The organism is Rhizobium sp. AN73, assembly GCF_030757975.1.
Taxonomy (GTDB): domain Bacteria; phylum Pseudomonadota; class Alphaproteobacteria; order Rhizobiales; family Rhizobiaceae; genus Agrobacterium; species Agrobacterium arsenijevicii.
Map to the genome: position 1 here is coordinate 84,409 of NZ_JARWME010000002.1, position 23,472 is coordinate 107,880.

The 23,472-nt window shown below is 59.8% G+C and carries 20 protein-coding genes; 11 read left to right on the forward strand and 9 right to left on the reverse strand.

The window, feature by feature from the left end:
* Nucleotides 1–94 precede the first annotated feature (94 nt).
* The 6 genes from rutA to rutF are packed head-to-tail and all read left to right on the forward strand — an operon-like array spanning nucleotide 95 to nucleotide 4,301.
* The gene (gene rutA / locus RBH10_RS10255) at nucleotides 95–1,186 is read left to right on the forward strand and encodes a pyrimidine utilization protein A (RefSeq protein WP_112954413.1); all 1,092 of its coding nucleotides are present in this window, start codon (nucleotides 95–97) and stop codon (nucleotides 1,184–1,186) included.
* On the forward strand, nucleotides 1,183–1,923 hold the full coding sequence (gene rutB, locus RBH10_RS10260) for a pyrimidine utilization protein B (protein ID WP_060723695.1): 741 nt from the start codon (nucleotides 1,183–1,185) through the stop codon (nucleotides 1,921–1,923). Before rutA ends, rutB begins: the two co-directional genes overlap by 4 nt.
* A 26-nt stretch (nucleotides 1,924–1,949) precedes the next feature.
* Nucleotides 1,950–2,336 (forward strand): pyrimidine utilization protein C, encoded by a 387-nt coding sequence (gene rutC / locus RBH10_RS10265; protein ID WP_020810423.1) that lies wholly within the window; start codon nucleotides 1,950–1,952, stop codon nucleotides 2,334–2,336.
* A gap of 15 nt (nucleotides 2,337–2,351) precedes the next feature.
* Nucleotides 2,352–3,143: a pyrimidine utilization protein D gene (gene rutD / locus RBH10_RS10270; RefSeq protein WP_281037288.1), complete on the forward strand. Its 792-nt coding sequence runs from the start codon at nucleotides 2,352–2,354 to the stop codon at nucleotides 3,141–3,143.
* Between the two features lie 16 nt (nucleotides 3,144–3,159).
* Complete coding sequence (locus RBH10_RS10275; protein ID WP_281037287.1) at nucleotides 3,160–3,750, forward strand: malonic semialdehyde reductase; 591 nt, start codon at nucleotides 3,160–3,162, stop codon at nucleotides 3,748–3,750.
* Nucleotides 3,751–3,776: 26 nt separating this feature from the next.
* A complete protein-coding gene (rutF, locus tag RBH10_RS10280) occupies nucleotides 3,777–4,301 on the forward strand; it encodes an NADH-dependent FMN reductase RutF (RefSeq protein WP_281037286.1) in 525 nt (174 codons plus the stop codon).
* A gap of 181 nt (nucleotides 4,302–4,482) precedes the next feature.
* Here the strand turns inward: rutF and RBH10_RS10285 are convergent, their stop codons facing one another.
* From RBH10_RS10285 to RBH10_RS10295, 3 genes are all read right to left on the reverse strand, one after another.
* Nucleotides 4,483–5,916 (reverse strand): NAD(P)(+) transhydrogenase (Re/Si-specific) subunit beta, encoded by a 1,434-nt coding sequence (locus tag RBH10_RS10285; RefSeq protein ID WP_281037285.1) that lies wholly within the window; start codon nucleotides 5,914–5,916, stop codon nucleotides 4,483–4,485.
* 19 nt (nucleotides 5,917–5,935) lie between these two features.
* Nucleotides 5,936–7,510: a Re/Si-specific NAD(P)(+) transhydrogenase subunit alpha gene (locus RBH10_RS10290; protein WP_281037284.1), complete on the reverse strand. Its 1,575-nt coding sequence runs from the start codon at nucleotides 7,508–7,510 to the stop codon at nucleotides 5,936–5,938.
* 198 nt (nucleotides 7,511–7,708) lie between these two features.
* Nucleotides 7,709–9,592: an MFS transporter gene (locus RBH10_RS10295; RefSeq protein ID WP_281037283.1), complete on the reverse strand. Its 1,884-nt coding sequence runs from the start codon at nucleotides 9,590–9,592 to the stop codon at nucleotides 7,709–7,711.
* A gap of 509 nt (nucleotides 9,593–10,101) precedes the next feature.
* Here RBH10_RS10295 and RBH10_RS10300 point away from each other — a divergent pair.
* Nucleotides 10,102–11,136 (forward strand): aspartate-semialdehyde dehydrogenase, encoded by a 1,035-nt coding sequence (locus RBH10_RS10300; protein WP_045017791.1) that lies wholly within the window; start codon nucleotides 10,102–10,104, stop codon nucleotides 11,134–11,136.
* 214 nt (nucleotides 11,137–11,350) lie between these two features.
* Entirely contained in the window at nucleotides 11,351–12,166 is an 816-nt protein-coding gene (locus RBH10_RS10305; RefSeq protein WP_281037282.1) for a lytic transglycosylase domain-containing protein, read from the forward strand.
* Nucleotides 12,167–12,354: 188 nt separating this feature from the next.
* Here the strand turns inward: RBH10_RS10305 and RBH10_RS10310 are convergent, their stop codons facing one another.
* Both RBH10_RS10310 and pdxY read right to left on the reverse strand, forming a co-directional pair.
* Nucleotides 12,355–12,996, reverse strand: coding sequence for a carbonic anhydrase (locus RBH10_RS10310; protein ID WP_045017787.1), 642 nt, complete (start codon nucleotides 12,994–12,996; stop codon nucleotides 12,355–12,357).
* A gap of 76 nt (nucleotides 12,997–13,072) precedes the next feature.
* Nucleotides 13,073–13,948: a pyridoxal kinase PdxY gene (gene pdxY / locus RBH10_RS10315; protein WP_281037281.1), complete on the reverse strand. Its 876-nt coding sequence runs from the start codon at nucleotides 13,946–13,948 to the stop codon at nucleotides 13,073–13,075.
* A gap of 222 nt (nucleotides 13,949–14,170) precedes the next feature.
* Between pdxY and RBH10_RS10320 the strand changes: the two genes are divergently transcribed.
* A complete protein-coding gene (locus RBH10_RS10320; protein ID WP_281037280.1) occupies nucleotides 14,171–15,631 on the forward strand; it encodes a phosphatidylserine/phosphatidylglycerophosphate/cardiolipin synthase family protein in 1,461 nt (486 codons plus the stop codon).
* Nucleotides 15,632–15,690: 59 nt separating this feature from the next.
* Nucleotides 15,691–16,536 carry an endonuclease/exonuclease/phosphatase family protein gene (locus RBH10_RS10325; protein ID WP_281037279.1) on the forward strand — a complete coding sequence of 282 codons (846 nt, stop codon included), beginning with the start codon at nucleotides 15,691–15,693 and terminating at the stop codon, nucleotides 16,534–16,536.
* A gap of 33 nt (nucleotides 16,537–16,569) precedes the next feature.
* Here RBH10_RS10325 and RBH10_RS10330 read toward each other — a convergent pair whose 3' ends face one another.
* The 4 genes from RBH10_RS10330 to RBH10_RS10345 all read right to left on the reverse strand — a co-directional run bounded on the left by RBH10_RS10330 (nucleotide 16,570) and on the right by RBH10_RS10345 (nucleotide 22,419).
* Complete coding sequence (locus RBH10_RS10330; RefSeq protein WP_045017783.1) at nucleotides 16,570–16,773, reverse strand: hypothetical protein; 204 nt, start codon at nucleotides 16,771–16,773, stop codon at nucleotides 16,570–16,572.
* Nucleotides 16,774–17,062: 289 nt separating this feature from the next.
* A complete protein-coding gene (locus RBH10_RS10335) occupies nucleotides 17,063–20,257 on the reverse strand; it encodes an efflux RND transporter permease subunit (RefSeq protein ID WP_045017781.1) in 3,195 nt (1,064 codons plus the stop codon).
* A gap of 118 nt (nucleotides 20,258–20,375) precedes the next feature.
* Entirely contained in the window at nucleotides 20,376–21,566 is a 1,191-nt protein-coding gene (locus RBH10_RS10340) for an efflux RND transporter periplasmic adaptor subunit (protein WP_045017780.1), read from the reverse strand.
* A 55-nt stretch (nucleotides 21,567–21,621) separates the two neighbouring features.
* A complete protein-coding gene (locus RBH10_RS10345) occupies nucleotides 21,622–22,419 on the reverse strand; it encodes an alpha/beta hydrolase fold domain-containing protein (protein ID WP_281037278.1) in 798 nt (265 codons plus the stop codon).
* 135 nt (nucleotides 22,420–22,554) lie between these two features.
* Between RBH10_RS10345 and RBH10_RS10350 the strand changes: the two genes are divergently transcribed.
* Nucleotides 22,555–23,454 carry a LysR family transcriptional regulator gene (locus tag RBH10_RS10350; RefSeq protein WP_281037277.1) on the forward strand — a complete coding sequence of 300 codons (900 nt, stop codon included), beginning with the start codon at nucleotides 22,555–22,557 and terminating at the stop codon, nucleotides 23,452–23,454.
* The last annotated feature ends 18 nt before the right edge of the window (nucleotides 23,455–23,472 follow it).

Genomic DNA, 23,472 nt, shown 5'->3' on the forward strand with positions numbered 1-23,472 from the left:
CCATTTGATAAAATTATTTTATTTGGTCTGGCACAGAACCTGCTACTCTTTTGTCAAGTCAGGAGACACCTGACGCCAAAAAGGGAACAGCAAAATGGAAGTTGGTGTTTTTATACCGATCGGAAACAATGGGTGGCTCCTCTCCGAAAACGCGCCGCAATACAAGCCGAGCTTCGACCTGAACAAGGCGATCACGCTGAAGGCGGAGCAATATGGTTTCGACTTCGCGCTTTCGATGATCAAGCTGCGCGGCTTCGGCGGCAAGACCGAATTCTGGGACTATAATCTGGAATCCTTCACGCTGATGGCGGGCCTTGCCGCCGTCACCTCCAAGATCAAGCTGTTCGGCACGGCCGCCACGCTGGTCATGCCGCCGGCCATCGTTGCCCGCATGGCGACAACGATCGACTCCATTTCCGGCGGCCGCTTCGGCATCAACCTGATTACCGGCTGGCAGCGTCCTGAATACAGCCAGATGGGGCTTTGGCCGGGCGATGATTATTTCGGTGATCGCTACGAATATCTCGGCGAATATACCTCGGTCCTGAAAGAGCTGCTGACCGATGGCCAATCGGATTTCAACGGCAAGTTCTTCAAGATGGAGGATTGCCGCATGAAGCCGGTGCCGCAGGGGGATGTGAAGCTCATCTGCGCCGGTTCCTCCAATTCCGGCATGGCGTTCTCGGCCAAATTCGCCGATTACAGCTTCTGCTTCGGCGTTGGCGTCAATACGCCGAAGGCCTTCGCGCCCACCAATGAGCGACTTCTGGCGGCAACCGAAAAGACCGGCCGCGATGTTAAATCCGTCGTGCTGACCATGATCCTTGCCGAGGAAAAATCCGAGGATGCCTGGGCCAAGTGGGAGCACTACAAGGCGGGCGCGGATGAGGAGGCGATCAAGTGGCTCGGCCTGCAGAGTTCTGTCGACACCAAATCCGGCTCCGACACCAATGTCCGGCACATGTCCAATCCCGTCTCGGCGGTCAACATCAACATGGGAACGCTGATCGGCTCCTATGAGGAGGTGGCGGCCATGCTGGACGAGATGAGCGAAGTGCCGGGAACGGGCGGCGTGATGCTGACCTTTGACGATTTCCTCGAAGGCGTCGAAAAATTCGGCAAATATGTGCAGCCGCTGATGAAGAGCCGCAAGCATGTTCTGGCCGAACTGGAGGCTGCGGAATGAGCGAAGCCGTCGTGGCGGGTTACAAGGGGCCGGAAAGCCGTTCGGAAAGTGTCACACTTCCCGCACGGCCGGAGCCGATTACCCTCAAGCCCAGCGAGACCGCCGTTGTCGTGGTCGATATGCAGAACGCCTATTCGACCGAGGGCGGTTATGTCGATCTGGCCGGGTTCGACATTTCCGGGGCCAAGGGCACCATCGCCAACATCAAGAAGACGCTGGATGCAGCGCGGGCGGCGGGCGTTCAGGTCATCTATTTCCAGAATGGCTGGGACAAGGACTATGTCGAGGCGGGTGGGCCGGGTTCGCCCAACTGGCACAAGTCCAATGCGCTGAAGACGATGCGCAAAAGGCCGGAACTGCAGGGCCAGCTGCTTGCCAAGGGGACGTGGGATTATGCCATTGTCGACGAGCTGCAGCCGCAGCCCGGCGACATTCTGGTGCCGAAGACGCGTTACAGCGGTTTCTTCAACACCAATATGGACAGCGTTCTGCGTGCCCGCGGCATCCGCAATCTGGTGTTCGTCGGCATCGCCACCAATGTCTGCGTGGAAAGCTCGCTGCGCGACGCCTTCCATCTCGAATATTTCGGGGTGATGCTGGAGGATGCCACGCATCATCTCGGCCCGGACTATATCCAGCAGGCGACGGTCTACAATGTCGAGAAATTTTTCGGCTGGGTGGCGACCGTCAATGATTTCTGCGGCGTCATCTCGCAGGCCGCACCCGTCACCGATTGATTGAGAAACACAAAGAGGAGAACGAAATGCCGAAAAAGATCGTCGTGCCTGCCGGTACCAGCAAACCCATCGCTCCCTTTTCGCCGGGAACCCTCGCCGATGGCGTGGTTTATGTTTCCGGCACGCTGCCCTTCGACAAGGACAATAATGTCGTGCATGTGGGCGATGCCAGCGCGCAGACCCGCCATGTTCTGGAAACCATCAAATCCGTTATTGAGACCGCCGGGGGCACGATGGAGGACGTGACGATGAACCACATCTTCATCACCGACTGGGCGAACTACCAGGCCGTCAACATTGTCTACGCCGAATATTTCCCCGGCGACAAGCCGGCGCGTTATTGCATCCAGTGCGGCCTCGTAAAGCCTGACGCGCTGGTGGAAATCGCCACTGTCGCCCATATCGGCAAATAGGGGCGACACGGCAAGATGATGCATTTCGAGGTTCATGGCCGGGCCGAGCCTGAGGCGCCCACTATCCTGCTGTCATCGGGACTGGGCGGGTCGGGCACCTATTGGACGCCGCAGATCGAGGCTCTTTCCGGTCATTTCCGGATCGTCACCTATGACCATCGCGGAACCGGCAGGACCGGCGGCGAAGTGCCGGCGGATGGCGGCATATCGGCCATGGCGGATGATGTGCTGGAGATCGTCTCGGCTCTGAACCTCGAAAAATTTCACTTCATGGGTCATGCGCTCGGCGGTCTGATCGGTCTCGATATCGCGCTGCGCCAGCCCGGCCTCATCGACAGGCTTGTTCTTATCAATGCATGGAGCAAGGCCGATCCGCATTCCGGGCGCTGCTTTGATGTGCGGATCGAGCTTCTGGAGAAATCCGGCGTCGAGGCTTTCGTGAAAGCCCAGCCGCTGTTTCTGTATCCGGCGGCCTGGATGTCGGAACATCAGGAGCGGCTTGCACGCGACGATGCGCATGGTGTCGCGCATTTTCAGGGCAGGGCGAATGTGCTTCGGCGCATCGCGGCGCTCAGGGCCTTCGATATCGATACCCGTCTTGGCGAGATCGACAATCCGGTGCTGTTGGTGGCGACGAAGGACGATCTTCTGGTGCCCTATACCCGGTCGCTGCGTCTTGCTGAGGGTTTGCCGCAAAGCGAACTTTGTCTCCTCGATTTCGGGGCGCATGCGGTCAATATCACCGAGACTGACCTTTTCAACGCGCGGCTTTTGCGGTTTCTGCTGCCGGCAACACGGCCATTCTGACAGGATTTTTAAGACAATGACGACAGCACTCGACGATAAGGCACTTGCAGCACTTTTCACCGCGGCACGCACCCATAATGGCTGGGCTGACAAGCCGGTCGGCGACGAGACACTGAGAGCAATTTACGATCTGACGAAGATGGGGCCGACCTCGGCCAATTGCTCGCCGGCGCGTTTCGTGTTCGTGCGCAGCCCGGAAGCCAAGGAAAAGCTGCGGCCCGCGCTTTCTTCGGGCAACCTCGAAAAGACCATGGCTGCACCGGTGACGGTGATCGCTGCTATCGACCGCGAATTTTACGAGAAACTGCCGGTGCTGTTTCCACATGCCGACGCGCGTTCGTGGTTTACCTCTAGCCCGGCCGTCGCCGAGGAAACGGCCTTCCGCAATGCCACTTTGCAGGCGGGTTATCTCATTATTGCGGCCCGCTCGTTGGGACTGGATACCGGGGCGATGTCCGGTTTTGACAAAGGCAAGGTGGATACGGCGTTTTTCGCGGGCACGACGTGGAAATCCAATTTCCTGATCAATCTCGGTTACGGCGATCCGTCGAAACTGTTCGGCCGTCTGCCGCGCCTCGGCTTTGACGACGCCTGCGTGCTGGCTTGAGGGCCTGTTAAGGAAGGATGGGTTAGATGCGGATGATGTCTCTTGAAAAGGAAGCGGAAATGGAGACGAAGACTGCTGAGCAGCGCAGCCTCGAATACAGGAACGCCATGGCGCGGCTCGGTGCGGCGGTCAACATCGTCACCACGGACGGGGTGGCTGGACGTGCGGGTTTTGCAGCGACGGCCGTTTGCAGCGTTTCCGACAATCCGCCTACCTTGCTCGTCTGCCTCAATCGCAATGCTTCCGCCTACAAGGTGGTGAAGAGCAACGGCGTCATCTGCGTCAACACGCTTGCCTCAAAGCACGAGGCGCTGAGCACCCTGTTCGGCGGCAAGACGCCGGCGGACGAACGTTTCGCCGCCGGGCGCTGGGGCGTGCTTGAAACCGGCGCTCCGGTTCTGGAAGACGCTCTGGTCTCCTTCGATTGCCGCATCCGCGAGGCGCACGATGGCGGCACGCACGATATTCTGATCTGCGATGTCGTCGATATGAAGATCAATGAAGGCGAAGAAGCGCTGATGTATTTCAACCGGCGTTACCGGGTGCTTTAAGGCGACCGTTTTGGCTGAGTACCAGCTCGAACCTCACCGTCGTCATCCTCGGGCTTGACCCGAGGATCCACAACCCGACGCGCGATGGATCCTCGGGTCAAGCCCGAGGATGACGTCAAGGTGGAATGCGTTCTCAGAAAATCAAAAGGGCGTTTCCGGTCTCCCGGAAACGCCCTTTTTGTTACTTGATGAGCGGCAGAAGTTCGTTGATCGACTTCTTGGCGTCACCGTAGAACATGCGGGTATTGTCCTTGTAGAACAGCGGGTTCTCGATGCCGGAATAACCCGTTCCCTGGCCACGCTTGGAGACGATGACCAGCTTGGACTTCCACACTTCCAGAACCGGCATGCCGGCGATGGGCGAGTTCGGATCGTCCTGTGCCGCCGGGTTGACGATGTCGTTGGAGCCGATGACGATGACGACGTCGGTATTGGGGAAATCGTCGTTGATCTCGTCCATTTCCAGCACGATGTCGTAAGGCACCTTTGCTTCGGCGAGCAGCACGTTCATATGGCCGGGAAGGCGGCCCGCCACCGGGTGGATGGCGAAACGCACGGTCTTGCCGTCGGCGCGCAGCTTGCGGGTCAGTTCGGACACCGCGCTTTGCGCCTGCGCCACCGCCATGCCGTAGCCGGGAACGATGATGACGCTGTCGGCATCGTTCAGCGCCGAAGCAACGCCTTCGGCATCGATCGCTACCTGTTCGCCATCGATTTCCATCGCCGGACCCGTCGTGCCGCCGAAGCCGCCGAGGATGACAGAGACGAAGGAGCGGTTCATGGCCTTGCACATGATGTAGGAGAGGATCGCACCCGAGGAACCGACCAGCGCGCCTGTGACGATCAGGAGATCGTTGCCGAGCGTGAAGCCGATGGCAGCTGCTGCCCAGCCGGAATAGCTGTTCAGCATCGAAACGACGACAGGCATGTCGGCGCCGCCGATGCCCATGATCAGGTGATAGCCGATGAAGAAGGCGGCAAGCGTCATCAGCACCAGCGTCCAAGCGCCGGCGCCGTTGCAATACATGAGGAGCAGCACGAGCGACAGGATCGCGGCGCTCGCATTGAGGACATGTCCGCCCGGCAGCTTCTTCGCCTTGCCATCCACCTTGCCGGCCAGCTTGCCGAAGGCGACGACCGAACCGGTGAAGGTGACGGCACCGATGAAGACGCCGAGGAAGACCTCCACCTTCATGATGGCCAGTTCCACCGGCGTCTTGTGGGCGAGGAGGGCGGAAAAGCCGGTCAACAATGAACGCGCCGTCTCATCGAGCGAAGCGACATGCGCTTCCTCGATATGGGCATTGAAGCCGATGAAGACGGCGGCAAGACCGACGAAGGAGTGAAGGGCTGCGACAAGCTGCGGCATCTCGGTCATCTGTACGCGGCTTGCGACGAAGTAGCCGAGAACGGAGCCACCCGCCAGCATCAGAAGCACGATGAACCAGTTGCCGACGTCAGGTCCGAAGACCGTGGCGACAATGGCAAGGCCCATGCCTGTTATGCCGTACCAGACGGCGCGTTTGGCGCTTTCCTGTCCGGAAAGGCCGCCGAGGGAAAGGATGAAAAGAACGGCTGCGGCAACATAGGCCGCGGAAACGATACCAATGGTCATAAAGTGTCCCCTACACGGCTCAGGACTTCTGGAACATGGCGAGCATGCGCCGTGTCACGAGGAAACCGCCGACGATGTTGATCGTCGCGATCAGGACGGAAAGCGAGGCAAGGAGCACCACCAGCCAATTGCCGGAACCGATCTGCAGCAGCGCGCCGATAATGACGATGCCGGAAATCGCGTTCGTCACCGCCATCAACGGCGTGTGCAGCGAGTGGCTGACATTCCAGATGACGGAGAAGCCGATAAAGCAGGCGAGCACGAAGACGATGAAATGGCTCATGAAGCTTGCCGGCGCATAGAGGCCGACAAGAAGCAGAACCGCCGTGCCGATGACCAGCAGGCCGACCTGACTTTTCGTCTGCGCCTTGAACTCAGCCCGTTCCTTGGCGTGCTTCTCCTCAGGCGTAAGCTCTTTTGCTCTTTCCTTGGGTTTCTGCGCGGCAATGGCCTGGATCTTCGGCGGCGGCGGCGGGAAAGTGATCTCGCCCTGATAGGTGACGGTCGCGCCGCGGATGACGTCGTCTTCCATGTTGTGAACCGGCTTGCCGTCCTTTGCGGGCGTCAGGTCGGTCATCATGTGACGGATGTTGGTGGAATAGAGCGTCGAGGCCTGCGTCGCCATGCGGCTCGGGAAATCCGTATAGCCGATGACGATGACGCCGTTGTCGGAGACGACGCGCTGGTCGGGAACCGTCAGGTCGCAATTGCCGCCGCGCTCGGCAGCAAGGTCAATGATGACCGAACCCGGCTTCATTGCCGCCACCATGTCGGCCAGCCACAGTTTCGGGGCGTCACGGCCCGGAATGAGCGCGGTGGTGATGACGATATCGATCTGCGGTGCCAGTTCGCGGAATTTCTCGAGCTGCTTCTCGCGGAATTCCGGCGAGGAGGGGGCGGCATAACCGCCGGTGGCTGCACCGTCCTGGCTCTGGTCGGCGAAATCGAGATAGACGAATTCGGCGCCCATGCTCTCGATCTGTTCGGCCACTTCCGGGCGCACGTCGAAGGCATAGGTGATGGCGCCGAGCGAGGTGGCTGTGCCGATGGCGGCAAGACCGGCCACACCTGCGCCGATGACCAGAACCTTGGCGGGCGGCACCTTGCCGGCGGCGGTTACCTGACCGGTGAAGAAGCGGCCGAAATTATTGCCCGCCTCGATGACGGCGCGGTAGCCGGCGATATTGGCCATGGAGGACAGGGCGTCCATCTTCTGGGCGCGGGAAATACGCGGCACCATGTCCATGGCGATGACGTTTGCGCCCTTTTCCTTCGCCTGCTCCAGAAGGTCCTTGTTCTGTGCGGGGTAGAAGAACGAGATCAGCGTCTTGTCCGAGGACAGGCGATCAATCTCCGACGTTTCCGGCGGACGAACCTTGGCGATGATATCAGCGCCGGCGTAAAGCGCATCGGCGCTATCGACGACCGTGACACCGGCTGCGCGATAGGCGTCGTCGGAAAATCCCGCCGCCTTGCCCGCACCTGTCTCGAGGATGCAATCATATCCGAGTTTCTGCAATGCCTGGGCGCTGTCGGGCGTCATACCGACGCGCGCCTCGCCCTCATATAGTTCCTTAGGCGTTCCGATCTTCAAAATGGCTCTCCCTCTGCCCGAAAATGTAGGGGGGGTCATAACCTATTCAGGGGGACTTTGTCTCCATATTGATTTTGTCTTACCTGCGACGGAATGTCAGGCCCCTGCGACAGTTCATTCGATATTGCGGCTCACCGCGCAATAAAAGAACCCGGCGCCTGCGCGCCGGGTTCCGAAAATGTCCGTCAGGCCCTTGGTTCACTCCATGGTGTGGATGTCGCGATCCTTGGTTTCCGGCAGGAACAGCAGGCCGATGACCAGCGTGATGCCTGCAAAGACGATCGGATACCAGAGGCCGTAATAGATGTCGCCCTTCGCCGCGCTCATCGCAAATGCGGTGGCGGGCAGAAGGCCGCCGAACCAGCCGTTGCCGATATGGTAGGGCAGCGACATGCCGGAGTAGCGGATGCGGGTCGGGAACAGTTCGACCAGGAGGGCCGCGATCGGGCCGTAGACCATCGTCACATAGATCACGAGGACGGTCAGAACCGCGATGATGACGACCCAGTTCACGGCGGCCGGATCGGCGACCATGGCGAAGGCACCACCACCGGCAATGCTGTAGACGGCCATTTCCGCAGCTCCAGCGGCCTCGGCCGGTGTCAGCAGCTTGTCCGTTACCAGCTTGTCGGTCGCAACCATCTTCTTGTCGGCGGCACGAACGGCCACCGCATTGAGGTTGAGTTCCGGATTGGCGGCAATGAAGGCATCCAGTTTGGCGTCCGGCACCTGTGCCGCGCCACGCACCAGCGGGTAGCCGCCGTCGTGCAACGCGATGTTGACCTGCTTCTGGAAGGCCTTGTCCTTCGCGGAAGCATCCGCGCCGGCTGCGATGGCGTCGTAGCTGGCAATGGTGGCGTCACCGATCTTGACGCTTGCCGGCTCGCCGGCTGCTCCCGCAACGACGTCATAGGGAACGGAGTTGCGCGTCAGGAACGAGGTGGCGATGTCGCAGGATGTGGTGAATTTCGCCGTGCCTGTCGGGTTGAACTGGAATTTGCAGTCGCCCGGAGCGGCGGTAACGGTGGCACGAACGGTGGATTGCGCCTGTGCAAGTGCCGGGTTGCCCGCCCATGTGAGCGCCTTGAACAGCGGGAAGTAGGTCAGCATTGCAAGAATGAGACCGGCCATAATGATCGGCTTGCGGCCGATCTTGTCGGAAAGCCAGCCGAAGAGCACGAAGAAGCCCGTGCCGAGGATGAGGGCCACCGCGACCATGATGTTGGCCGACTGGCCGTCCACCTTCAGAATACTCTGCAGGAAGAACAGCGCATAGAACTGGCCCGTATACCAGACGACGGCCTGACCGATGACGGCGCCGACGAGGGCAAGCAGGGCGATCTTTGCGTTTTTCCACTGGCCGAAGGCTTCGCTGAGCGGTGCCTTGGAGGTCTTGCCTTCTTCTTTCATCTTCTTGAAGGCGGGGGATTCGTTCATTTTCAGACGAATCCAGACCGATACGCCAAGCAGCAGAACTGAAACGAGGAAGGGAATGCGCCAGCCCCAGGCTGCGAAGGCTTCCTTGCCGAGTGCGAACTGCACGCCGAGAATGACCACCAGCGACAGGAACAGGCCGAGCGTTGCCGTCGTCTGAATCCATGAGGTGTAGTAGCCTCTGCGGCCGTTGGGCGCGTGTTCGGCCACATAGGTTGCAGCACCGCCGTATTCGCCGCCAAGCGCCAGACCCTGAAGCATGCGCAGGATGACGAGAATGACCGGAGCTGCGATGCCGATCTGGGACGCGCCGGGCAGGACGCCGACGAGGAAGGTCGAAACACCCATGATGAGAATGGTGATCAGGAAGGTGTATTTACGACCGACAATGTCGCCAAGACGGCCGAACACCAGTGCGCCGAAGGGGCGCACGAGGAAGCCGGCGGCAAATGCCAGAAGCGCGAAGATGTTGCGTGTCGTTTCCGGATATTGGCTGAAGAAGTTCGCGCCGATATAGATCGCGAGCGAGCCGTACAGATAAAAATCGTACCATTCGAAGACTGTTCCGAGAGAAGAGGCGAAAATCACCTTCTTCTCCTCGCCCGTCATGGGACGGGCGGCGCCGCTCACGGCTGCTACGTTTGCCATTGTCTGTCCTCCACAGATGTCAAATGGGCGCACTGCAGAGCCCTGTCTCTCCTCCGGACTCCCCCATAAGGGTGCAATGCGCATGGTGTCAGAGTGACAGAAAATTAACCCCAATAAGAGCGATGCTTTCGGATTATGACTTTAGTCTAATGTTTAACGTGCAAAAATGTCGCGAGGCGGTGTTTGCCGGTTTGTGTCCCGCGGCTCGGAACACGCCTTTTTCCTTGACACGAACACCAAACCTTCTAATAGCTTCTCGCGAAGAAGGAGCATCACCTTGCGCAAGCATGTTGCAGACATGATTGTTATGGAAGGACCGGCACAATCCGCCGGCGATGATCCGCGCCTTTCTTATTCCATCCGAATTACGGCCAAAACGACGATTAAAACCGTCTGACGTCTCTGGCCCGCCGCTCTCTCCCCGGTTTGGCTGGGGATCGAGGAAGCCGCAATGCGATGCGGGTTCCCCACCTCACCCAAAAGAGGAGAGACAGAAAGAGAGCTTGATCATGGGTTTCAAAGTTGCAATTGTAGGCGCCACCGGCAACGTCGGTCGCGAAATGCTCAACATCCTGGCCGAACGTGGTTTTCCGGCAGATGAAGTCGTGCCGCTCGCTTCCTCCCGCTCCCAGGGCACGGAAGTCTCCTATGGCGACCGCACGCTGAAGGTTTCCAACCTCGAAAACTACGATTTTTCCGACACGGATATTTGCCTGATGTCGGCCGGCGGCGAGATTTCCAAGAAGTGGTCGCCGAAGATCGGCCAGCAGGGTTGCGTCGTCATCGATAACTCGTCCGCATGGCGCTACGACCAGGACGTTCCGCTGATCGTTCCGGAAGTCAATGCCGATGCGATCTCGGGCTTCACCCGCAAGAACATCATCGCCAACCCGAATTGCTCCACGGCCCAGCTCGTCGTCGCGCTGAAGCCGCTGCATGATTTCGCCAAGATCAAGCGCGTCGTCGTCTCCACCTACCAGTCGGTTTCCGGCGCTGGCAAGGAAGGCATGGACGAACTGTTCAGGCAGACCCGCGCCGTGTACGTCGCAGATCCGGTCGAGAACAAGAAGTTCACCAAGCGCATCGCCTTCAACGTCATTCCGCATATCGACGTCTTCATGGAAGACGGCTACACCAAGGAAGAGTGGAAGGTTCTTGCTGAAACCAAGAAGATGCTCGATCCGAAGATCAAGGTAACCTGCACGGCCGTGCGCGTTCCTGTCTTCATCGGCCATTCGGAATCGGTCAATATCGAGTTCGAAAACGAGATCACCGCCGATCAGGCGCGTGACATCCTGCGCGAAGCGCCGGGTTGCCTCGTCATCGACAAGCACGAAGATGGCGGCTACATCACCCCGGTTGAATCCGCCGGCGAAGATGCGACCTATATTTCGCGTATCCGCGAGGATGCGACGGTTGAAAACGGCCTCAACATCTGGGTTGTTTCGGACAATCTGCGCAAGGGCGCTGCCCTCAATGCCATCCAGATCGCCGAACTTCTGGTCAATCGTGGTCTCATCAAGCCCCGCAAGGCGGCTGCTTGATACGATTTTTTAAGGTTCGTTAAGTATAACCCGTCTGTTCCGTGTGGGCAGGCGGGTTTTTTGATTGGTGACGATCACGGCCAGTTTATTTGCAGGTCTTGCTGCCGAAAGGCAATTTAGGCCGCCAAAAGGCAATTTGGCACCTAAATTCATACAGCGGTGACGTTTTGGTTCTCGGGATGAACTCCCCAAAGGATATCGAAGGCAGATTTTGATGCGGGCAATGAAGGCAATTCTGGCTGGTACAGCCATGGTTTCGGTTATGGCGGCGACGCCGGTTGTGGCTGCGCAATGCGGCAACACTTCGGCAGGCTTCGACGCCTGGGTCGGTGCCTTCAAGCAGGAAGCGGCGGGCCGCGGTGTCAGTGCCTCGGTGCTCGATCGCGCTTTCTCCGGCGTCTCCTACAACCAGCCGACCATTCGCGCCGATCGCGGCCAGCACAGCTTCAAGCTGTCCTTCGATCAATTCATGCAGAAGCGTGGCGGCCAGACGATCATCTCGCGCGGCAAGACCATGAAGAAGAACAATGCGGCTCTCTTCGCCTCGATCGAAAAGGCCTACGGCGTGCCGGCCGGCCCGCTGCTCGCCATCTGGGGCATGGAAACCGGATTTGGCGGCTTCATGGGCAACCAGCACACGCTTTCCGCCGTGGCGACGCTTTCCTTCGACTGCCGCCGTTCTGATTATTTCACTGAGCAGCTTTATGCGGCCCTGAAGCTCGTCGGCAACGGTTCGCTGAACGTCAACGCCAAGGGCGCTGCCCATGGTGAAATCGGCCAGACGCAGTTCCTGCCGTTGAACGTCGTGCGCTACGGTGTGGATTTCGACCGTGACGGTCGTATCGATCTCGTCGGCTCTCGCGCCGATGCGCTGGCCTCCACGGCCAATTTCCTTGTCGGTCACGGCTGGCAGCGCGGTGCGGGTTATCAGCAGGGCCAGACGAACTACGCGGCCATTCAGGGCTGGAACGCCGCAAGCGTCTATCAGCAGGCCATCGCCTTCATCGGCAAGTCGATCGACGGCCAATAGGGCCGTTGGTTTGACAGGCTTTGTGATCGCAAGGCCTTATCCGCATTCTCGACGTCATCCTCGGGCTTGTCCCGAGGATCTGCGACGCTTCGATTTTCTGTTGGGTGGTTAGATCCTCGGGACAAGCCCGAGGATGACGGAGTTACCGGAGCAGGCCCAAACGGTGCCCGCAGAACCACCCGACTCAATCACAGTTCCGGGCGGCGAAAGTCGCCCGTTTTGCTGTCCATCACCCACAATTCGCCGGTCGAGATATCGAACCAGGCGCCATGCAGCTTCACCTTGCCGGCGGTTTCCTGCGCCTTGACGAAGGGGAAGCCGCGCAGGTTGGCGATGGAGTTGCGGATGGAAACGCGCTCCAGTGCCGTCTGACGCTCGGAGGCGGTCATGATGTCGTTGCTCTGGATCTGCTCGGCTGCCGACTTGACCATGTTCATCCATTTGCCGATGAAATCGCCGGGCGACAGGGGCTCAAGGTTCGGGTCGAGCGCGGCCTGAATGCCACCGCAGCGGCCGTGGCCCATGACCACGATGTCCTTCACCTTCAGAACCTGCACGGCATATTCGATGGCGGCGGAGGTGGCGTGGTACTGACCATCAGGCTCATAGGGCGGCACCATGTTGGCGACGTTTCGCATGACGAATAATTCTCCCGGTCCGCAGTCGAAAATCGTTTCCGGCGCCGAACGGGAGTCACAACAGGCAATGAACAGGGTTTGTGGTTTCTGTCCGGTATCGGCCAGAACACGGTATCTTTCGCGTTCGTCGGCATAACGGCCGCTCATGAAGTTCTTGTAGCCGTTCAGAAGGGTTTCTGGAAAATCTTTCATGATATCGCAGTACCGTTATGCTTGGACCAAGATCAGGAGGCGAACCTGGTGCGTTGAAGACCAATCCTTAAAGGCGCTATTTGCGCTTGCTGCGTGAAGGATGCAAGAGATGGCGCATCTGCACCATGGCCATGGGTGTGGAGAGACTTGAAGCGTCTGTCTCCAGCGTCAATTCGTTCATGTCGCGTTTTTTGGTTCGCGCCAGTATTTCGAACACGCTGGCGGTGGCCAGTTGCAGCGCCTTTTCGTCGTCCATGCCTTCCAGCAGGCGGGCGAGGAACAGTGCCGCCATCAGGTCGCCGAGACCGTTCGGCGCGTCATCTATGGCGCGGTGTTCCGCAAGAAGGGCGTGCCGGCCGCTCAGATAGAGATTGCCGGTGCCGCCCGCCATCATCGGCACGGCTGACGTGACCAGCATTTTCGAAGGGCCGAGGGCGAGGGCGGCATCCATGATGGCGTTGTTGGTCTCAAGCTCCGCGCCGCTCATCCACGCCAGTTCATAGCGGTTCGGCGTTGCGACCGAGGCAAGCGGAATGAGTTCGTCGCGGATGGCTTCTGCGGTCTCCACCGGAATATAAAGCCCGCCCTTGTCGCCCATGACAGGATCGCAGGCATAAACGAGCGCCGGGTTTTTCTCCCTGAGATTGCGGATCAGCCTTGCGACCGAGCGGACCTGTGCGGCACTTCCGAAATAACCGGTGAGTATCGCTTTGACCTCGCCGATCCATTTGGCGTTTTCGAGGTCGGTCATGGCCTTGTCGAAGTCGTCGTCCTGGAAGCGCATCCGGGTGGACGGGCCGTGGCCGGGGTGCCAGGGCAAAACGATGGTGGGCACTGCCCATACCGGATAACCCAGCGTCTCCAGCGCGAAGACCGCGGCACGGTTGCCGACCGATCCACGCATGACGTGGCTGGAAATAACGATGACGGCGCCCTGTGTATTTTCCTGCATCACGGCCTTCTTGCTTTCAAACGCCGCAGAAGCCCGCAAGTGCCCCTGCTCACAGATCAAGATGCGCTCTCATGACATATCGCACCGTCACTTTCCACCGTTAATCCCGCAAGGGTCTGTCCCGCAAAAGGATGGGCGGAAAGCTCGTGGTCCACTCTTCTTGCAGGGCCTACAGTGCGGGGTTGTCATTGCGGGATCGCCGAACTGCTCTATAGTCGCAGCATGCTCGCTCTCGTCATCGCCTATTGGCCCCATATCCTTGCTGTTCTTTCCATTTTGATGGGAACCGTGGCGGCCGTGCATGCCACGATGACGAAGGAGGAGGTCCGCTCCGCGCTTGGCTGGGTCGGCGTCATCGTGCTGTCGCCGATCGTCGGCGCGGTCATTTATGCGATTGCCGGCATCAACCGGATCCGCCGGTCCAACATCCGGCAACAGCGATCCTTCATGCAGGACGAGATCATGGATCGCGTCGCGCGTCTGGATGCGAGCGGTGAGGTGATCGCTGCGCGGTTCGGGCGTCGTTTCGAGGCGATGAAGACACTCGGCGACCGGGTGACGCGCCATGCGCTGACAACCGGCAACGGTATCGAACCGCTTGTCACCGGTGACACGGCCTATGCCGCCATGCTGGAGGCGATCGAAGAGGCGAAACGGTCGATCATCCTCGAAACATATATTTTCGACAATGACAGGATCGGCGCCCGTTTTGTTGGGGCGCTCGAAAGGGCGAAGTTTCGCGGTGTGGAAGTGCGGGTGCTGGTGGATGCGGTCGGCGCACGTTATTCCGTGCCGAGCATCCTGCCGACGCTGCGGGAGAAGGGCATCGTTGCCGATGTCTTCAACGGCAATGTCATCATGGGGCTTCGGCTGCCCTATGCGAATTTGCGCACCCACCGCAAGATCCTCGTGGTGGACGGGCGCATCGCGTTTAGCGGCGGCATGAATATCCGTGAGGGTTTCACCCTGGAATTCGGTGGCGAACACCAGGCGCACGACACCCATTTCAAGATCAGTGGGCCGGTGGTGTCTGACTTTTTCTCCATCGCGGCTGAGGACTGGCGGTTCACGACCGGGGAGCTTCTGGACACGCCGGTCTGGGATATCGCCATTCCCGATGGCGTACCGGGTTCGCAGATCGTCGCCCGGGTTTCATCCTCGGGGCCGGACAAGAGCATCGAGACCAATCACAAGATGCTGATGGGTGCGTTTTCCGTCGCCCGTTCCTCCATTCTCATCATGTCGCCCTATTTTCTCCCTGATCGGGAGCTTATTTCGGCGCTCATTACCGCAGCAAGGCGGGGAGTCGTGGTGGATATCATCGTGCCGAAAAGCAACAATCTGGTGCTTGTGGACAGGGCGATGACGGCGCAATTCGACCAGATGCTGAAGAATTACTGCCGCATCTGGCGGGCGACGGGGGCTTTCAACCATTCCAAGCTTCTGGTGATCGACGGGTGCTGGAGCTATATCGGTTCTTCCAACCTCGATCCGCGCTCATTGCGATTGAACTTCGAGATCGATCTCGAGGTCATGGATGAAGAATTCGCCGCGACGATCGGGAACCGCATCCGGGATGCGCGCGCGACCGCCTTGCCCGTCCGGCTGAGCGAACTGAATGCGCGGCCATTCGTTGTTCGTTTGGGGGAGCGTATCCTGTGGCTCGCTTCGCCCTATCTTTAGAGCGCCACGCGTCTGAAAGGGCGCTCTGACACTTTCAATCTGTGAGGAGACATTGCAGCGTGAAGAAAAACGGTTTGCTGGACAGCGAAAAAACGGCCCTGGCGAAGAACAGCAGTTTGCCCGCCTTCGTCATGCAGTCGCTGCGCGACCGTCACCAAAGGAAGAAAGCGGGGCAGGCGGTGAGAGATCACTCCTTTCCCGTCATCGCCTCCTACAATGTGCATAAGTGCGTTGGCCGCGACCGCAAGTTCGATCCGGACCGCACCAGCCGCGTCATTCAGGAAATCGGCGCAGACATCATCGCGCTGCAGGAGGCGGACAGCCGTTTCGGTGAGCGCACGGGTCTGCTTGATCTTGCCCGGCTGGAGCGGGAAAGCGGGCTTATTCCCGTGCGGGTGCAGGCCGGGGTGAAGGCGCACGGGTGGCACGGCAATGTCGTGCTGTTCAGGGAAGGCGCTGTGCGGGATGTCCATACGCTGAAATTGCCAGGGCTGGAGCCGCGCGGCGCGCTCGTCGTGGAACTGGATTTGAAAAGCGGTGGCACGCTGCGCATCATCGCCGCGCATTTCGGTCTCTTGCGCCATTCCCGTGCCCAGCAGGCGAAGGCGCTTATCGGCCTTCTGGAAGCGCGCAACGAATGTGCGACCATCCTGATGGGAGACCTCAACGAATGGCGTCTCGGCAATGGCTCGTCGCTCAATACGCTGAGGGATGCTTTCGGCGCCTTGCCGCCCGCGGTGCCAAGTTTTCCGTCCAACCTGCCGGTGCTGGCGCTCGACAGGATCATCGCCAATCGTCAGGGATTGATCGAGCAGGTCGAGGCGCATGACAGCGCGCTGGCGCGCATCGCCTCGGACCACCTGCCGCTGAAAGCCGCGATCCGCACCGACCTGCTTCCGGCCTGATCCTCCGGCAGCATCAGACACGGCAGACGGAATTCAGAGCCGGTGCGCCACCGTCAGATGGCTGCGCGAACGGGCCTCCAGCAGCGATGTACGTATGGCTTCCATCAGCCGCTCGCGATTGTTTCTGGTCTTGCCCCTGTCCAGATTTTGCGCGGCAAGCGCCAGATCCAGACCTTCGTGCATCACGATCGAATAGGCAACGGTCGTTGCCCAGTTCTCGTATTCTTGCTCCATCATGTCGCCCCTGAACTAAATCATTTAGTCCGAATCACCCTGTTCTTCAAATTACCACAAAGCATAAAGAATAAAATAGCACTGTTTCTTTGTGTGTCTGTTGCCTTGTTTAGGTATAGTCTGTTCTGGGCGTCTTTATTGCGACGCAACATGTTTGTGATTTCCATCTAAGCCATTGAAACGGATTCTATTTCAGGCGATGCACATGGACATTCATTCCAACAAAAACGCCGCGCATCGTGGGATGCGCGGCGTGCTTGCGTCGAAGGTTTGCGGTGGATTGGAGTAAGTCTCAGCCGGCCTTTTCGAGTTTGTAGTCCGAATTGGCCGGTTCTTCCTGTTTGTGCTGGATGAGGGGACGGTTACCGGCCAGCTTGCGCAACAGAACGTAGAATACCGGTGTCATGAAGATGCCGAAGAACGTCACCCCGATCATGCCGGAGAACACCGCGACACCCATGGCCGCGCGCATTTCCGCGCCTGCGCCGGTGGAGATGACCAGCGGCACCACGCCCATGATGAAGGCGAGCGACGTCATCAGGATCGGGCGAAGGCGAAGCCGGCTTGCCTCGACCGCCGCCTGAAGCGGCGTTCGTCCCTCGAATTCCAGCTCGCGAGCGAATTCCACGATCAGGATCGCGTTTTTCGCCGACAAGCCCACAAGGACGACAAGGCCGATCTGCGTAAAGATGTTGTTATCCCCTCCCGTCAGCCAGACGCCCGTGAGCGCAGCCAGCACACCGAGCGGCACGATCAGGATGATCGCGATCGGCAATGTGAGGCTTTCATATTGCGCGGCGAGCACGAGATAGACGAGCAGCAGCGCCAGCGGGAAGACGACGATGCTGGAGTTACCGGCAAGGATCTGCTGGTAGGTCAGGTCCGTCCACTCGTAGTCAATACCGGCCGGCAGGTTTTCGGCAAGGATTTTTTCCATCGCTGCCTGTGCCTGTCCGGAAGAGTAGCCCGGTGCCGGTCCGCCGTTGATATCGGCTGCAAGGAAGCCGTTATAACGGTTGGTGCGCTCCGGTCCCGTTGTCGCATCCACCTTCAGGAGCGTGGAAAGCGGGATCATTTGACCGGTGGACGAGCGTACTTTCAGGCGGCCGATATCCTCTGCATGGGCGCGGAACTGCGCGTCTGCCTGTACACGCACGCTGTATGTCCGCCCGAAGGCGTTGAAGTCGTTGACATAAAGCGAACCGAGATAGATCTGCAGCGTCTGGAAGACGTCGCTGACCGAAACGCCCAGCTGCTCGGCCTTCGCACGGTCGAGATCGGCGAAGAGCTGCGGTACGTTGATCTGGAAGCTGGAGAAGATGCCTGCCAGCTCCGGCGTCTGGTATGCCTTGGCGATCACGGCTTTCGCCGCTTCGTCAAGCGTCTGGTAGCCGTAACCGGCGCGGTCCTCGATCTGCAGCTTGAAGCCGCCCGTCTGGCCGAGGCCGTTGACCGGCGGCGGCGGGAACATGGCGATGAAGGCATCCTGAATGCCCGCATATTTCTGGTTCAGCTGCATGGCGATGGCGCCGCCTGACAGTTCCGGCGTCTTGCGCTTTTCGAAGTCGTCGAGAACCGCAAAGACGATGCCGGAGTTGGAGCCGATGGTGAAGCCGTTGATCGACAGGCCGGGGAAGGCGATGGCGTGGCTGACGCCCGGCTGTTTCATGGCGATATCGCTCATGCGCTTGATGACGCTTTCGGTCCGGTCGAGCGTTGCACCATCAGGAAGCTGGGCGAAGCCGATCAGATACTGCTTGTCCTGCGCCGGTACGAAGCCGCTCGGGACCATGCTGAACATGCTGTAGGTGGCCGCGACCAGCGCCATATAGACCATCATCACCAGGCTCTTGCGCGTCACCAGCCCGCCCACGGTTTTGCCGTAGCCGTTGGAGGCGGCCCCGAAGGCGCGGTTGAAGCCACGGAAGAACCAGCCGAAAAGCCGGTCCATGACGCGGGTCAGCCAGTCTTTCGGCGCACCGTGTTCCTTCAGCAGTAGGGCTGCAAGCGCGGGCGAAAGCGTCAGCGAATTGATCGCTGAGATGACGGTCGAAATGGCGATCGTCAGTGCGAACTGCCGGTAGAACTGGCCGGAAAGACCCGAGATGAAGGCGAGTGGCACGAAGACGGCGACCAGAACCAGCGCGATTGCGATGATCGGCCCGGAGACCTCGCGCATTGCCTTGTAGGTGGCGTCACGCGGCGATAGCCCGTTTTCGATGTTTCGCTCGACGTTTTCGACCACCACGATGGCGTCGTCCACCACAATGCCGATTGCCAGCACGAGGCCGAACAAAGTCAACGCATTGATGGAAAACCCGAAGGCATACATGACGGCGAAGGTACCGATGATCGAGACCGGAACGGCGATCAGCGGAATGATCGAGGCGCGCCATGTCTGGAGGAAGAGGATAACCACCAGCACCACGAGGCCAACGGCCTCGAGGAGCGTATCAACGACCTTTTCGATGGACGAGCGAACGAATTTCGTCGTGTCGTAGACGATTTCGTATTTCACGCCATCAGGCATCGCCAGCTGCAGATTGTCCATCGTCGCGCGCACATTGTCGGCGATTTCAATGGAGTTGGAGCCGGGAGCCTGAAGCACGGCGACCGCCACTGCAGGTTCGCCGTCGAGCAGCGAGCGCAGCGTGTAGTCGGCTGCACCGAGTTCGATGCGGGCGACATCGCGCAGGCGGGTGATTTCACCGTTGGCACCGCTCTTGACGATGATGTTGCCGAATTCCTCCGGCGTCGTCAGACGGCCCTGGGCATTGACGTTGAGCTGTAGATCGACGCCGTTCGGGCTTGGCGAAGCACCGATGACACCGGCTGCCGCCTGTACGTTCTGCTGGCGGATGGCGTCGGAAACGTCGCTGGCGGCGAGATCGTGTTCGGCAACCTTCTGCGGATCGAGCCAGACGCGCATGGAATAGTCACCGGCGCCGAAGACCTGCACCTGACCAACGCCTTCGATGCGGGCAAGCCTGTCCTTGACGTTCAGCGTCGCATAGTTGCGCAGGTAGGTGATGTCATAGGCATCGGTTTTCGACACCAGATTGACGACCATGATGAAGTCGGGCGAGCTTTTGACGGTGGTGATACCGAGTGCGCGCACTTCCGCCGGCAGGCGCGGTTCGGCCTGCGAGACGCGGTTCTGCACCAGCTGCTGCGCTTTGTCAGGATCGGTGCCAAGCTTGAAGGTTACGGTCAGCGTGAGCACGCCGTCCGATGTCGCCTGACTGCCCATATAGAGCATGCCTTCGACACCGTTGATCTGTTCTTCAAGCGGCGTGGCGACGGTTTCAGCGATAACGGCCGGGTTCGCGCCCGGATAGGTGGCGCGGACAACGACGGATGGCGGAACGACTTCCGGATATTCGGAAATCGGCAGGGCGCGCATGCCGAGAAGGCCTGCCACCACGATCAGGATCGACAGCACGCCGGCGAATACCGGCCTGTCGACAAAAAATCTGGAAATATTCATATCCAGTCCCTCTCCGGGTATTTGGAATGCGAAGGCCGTTCCGGCGGCTTTCCTGCCGCCGGTCATGCCGGTTCTTTATGGAATGGCGTCCCGCAACGAAGGCGAGGCGCCGGGATCGTTATTGCGAGGCGGCGACCTTGTCTTCCGCCTGCGGTGCGATGGTTGCACCGGGGCGAATGCGCTGCAGGCCGTTGACGACGATCGTATCGCCGGCGGCAAGGCCGCTATCGATGATACGCTGGCCGTCTGCCGGTGCGCCGGGCTTGATCTGCCGGTAGCTCACCTTGTTTTCGGCATCGACGACGAAGACGAACCGCTTGTCCTGATCCGTGCCGATGGCGCGGTCACTGATGACGATACGGTTTTCCGGCTTCGGTTCACCCATGCGCACCCGCACGAACTGGCCGGGAATGAGCCTGCCATCCGGGTTTTCGAAGACCGCACGCACACCGATGGTGCCGCTGGCGGAATCGACCTGGTTGTCGATCAGGTGCAGCGTGCCCTTGATCGGCGTGCCCTGGTCCGAAAGCGTGCCGATTTCCACCGGGATCTGTTCGAGTGCGGGCAGAGCGTCGGTCGTTTTCGGCAGTTCGGAAAGCGCTTTCGCCACCGTTCCTTCACTGGCGTTGAAGCTGGCGTAGATCGGGTTGACCGAAACCAGCGTCGTCAGGGCAGGGGAGGTGGAACCGGCGGCGACGAGGTTGCCGGCGGTGATTTCGATGCGGCCGACCTTGCCGGAAACCGGCGCGATGATTTCGGTGTAACCGAGATCGAGCTGGGCCGTGGTCAGTGCTGCGCGGGCGGCGCGAAGCTGGGCTTCGGCATCCGCAAACGAGCTTTGCCGCTGGTCGAGATCGCTCTGGGAGATGGTGCGATTGTCGGAAAGCCTGCGGCCACGGTCAAGTTCCGTTTTGGCAAGGCCGACCTTGGCTTGCGCCGAGGCGACCTGGGCTTCAGCGCCCAAAACCGCGGCCTGATAGGGGGCCGGGTCGATGGTGAAGAGGGCGTCGCCTTCCTTCACCAGCGCGCCTTCGCGGAAATGCACGGCCTTGATCTGGCCGGCGACGCGCGAGCGGATCTGCACGCGGTCAACGGCTTCCAGACGGCCGGAAAATTCTTCCCAGCGCATCACGTCGCGGCTTTCCACCTTGGCAACGGTAACAGGGATAGCCGGGGGTGCGGCTGGCGTGGAGGCTGCCGTGGCGTCACGGCTGGCGGGCAGGTCGAAAATCAGCGCGGCAGCTGCAACGGACAAGGCAAGTCCGATACCGGCGCCCGTCAGGGCCCGGCGCTTGTTGTTCAGCGTCATGGGTTTCTCCTTGGCTCGGATCAGGAGCCGGTCAGTTTCTCAATAAATGCGGTATTCAGTGTTTTATCTGGTCAACGAAGGTCTTGAACTCCGAACAGACGGATGAAACCCATCCGCCGCCCTCTCCTTGATAAAGCCCCGTCCAGCCGATGCCGGCGGGGAAAACATGCTGCCGGACGCTGACACCGGAGGCGATGAGCCGGTCTGCATAGTTGACCGTTTCGTCGCGCAGAGGGTCATCCTCGGCGGTAAAGATCAGCGCCGGCGCCACCCGGTTCAGCCGCGTGCACTGGCAGGGCGCGGCATAGGGGTGGAAAAACCCGCAGGCCTTGGCAAGGTAATGGCTCCAGCCATCCGCCCAGCGCTGGCGCATGCCGATCCTGTCCGCGTCGCGGAAGGATTCCGTCGTCATCATCGGGTCGATCATGGGCGACAGAAGTATCTGTCCGGCAAGCTTGCCGGGCATGCGGTCACGGGCCTTCAGTGCAAGTCCCGCTGCCACATTGCCGCCCGCCTCTTCGCCGGCGACGAACAGCAGCGATTTCGCGCTGCCATAATGCTTTCGATCCCGGCTCAGATGGTCGAGCGCTTCGAAGGCGCAGTCGATCACCATCGGGAATTCGTTGCCGGACGACTTGCTATAGTCGGCCTCGACGACGATCGCTCCGCTTTCCGCGAGTGCGCGGGCCACGGGCGGCTCCGGGCAATTGCTGCCCGTTTCCAGAAACGAGCCGCCGCGCAGATAAAGGACCACGGGCGGGTGGCTGCAAAGGCCGGTGTTTTCATATCGGCGCAGGGAGAGCTGGGATGCGGAGCCCCCACAGCTTTCGATATTTTCCCAGTGCGCTTTCATCTGATCCGGTCCCGTGCGCCGCCACCAGGCAGCTCACCTTATTTGCAAAATCTGAAATTCATATTATTGTTCGGGCGAAATCGATCAAGTACGTCAAAATGAAAACACTATTCCAAAAATACGGATAATAGGTATATGGATCAGCTTTCTGCTATGCGAGTGTTCACGCGTGTCGTCGAAACAGGCAATTTCAGCCGCGCCGCGACCACGCTGAGCATGCCTAAAACCACGGTGACCAATATGGTGCAGGCGCTGGAAGCGCATTTGCAGACCACTCTTCTCAACCGCACGACGCGCCGGGTTATGCTGACAACGGACGGCGCTCTCTATTATGAGCGGGCCTCGCAGATATTATCGGAAATCGAAGAGCTTGATGGCAGCATGTCCAGTGCACAGGTACAGCCATCCGGCCGGCTGCGTGTCGAAATGGCCGGTGCCTTCGCGGACCTCATCGTTATTCCACATCTTTGCGAATTTTACCAGCGTTATCCGCAAATCCGTCTTGACCTCGGCGTCGGCGACCGTCTGGTCGATTATATCGCGGAGAATGTCGATTGCGCGCTGCGGGTCGGCGTGCTGCGCGATCAGTCGCTGATCGCCCGCAAAGTCGGCGAGCTCAGGTTCGAGACATTTGCCGCACCTTTCTATATCGAAAACTTCGGCATGCCCGAAAAACCGGAGGATCTGGAGAACGGCCACTATTCGGTGGGTTATCTCAATGCCACCTCCGGCCAGATCATGCCGATCTCCTTCGACAACGGCGTGCGCAGCGTCGAGCTGACCCCGAATTATGTCGTGTCTGTCAATGACAGCCGCACCTATCTCAATGCGGCGCTGGCGGGCATGGGCATCGTGCAGTTACCGGTTTTCATGGTCAAGGATGCGCTCGCGCGTGGCGAGCTGGTACCGGTTCTGCCGGAATGGCGGCGCGAACCGATGCCGATCTATGTGGTCTATCCGCAGACACGCCATGTCACCAACAAGGTCCGGGTCTTTGTCGACTGGCTGGCGAAGCTGGTTCACAGCGTGGTTTGACGTGATCCGGTCCCGCGC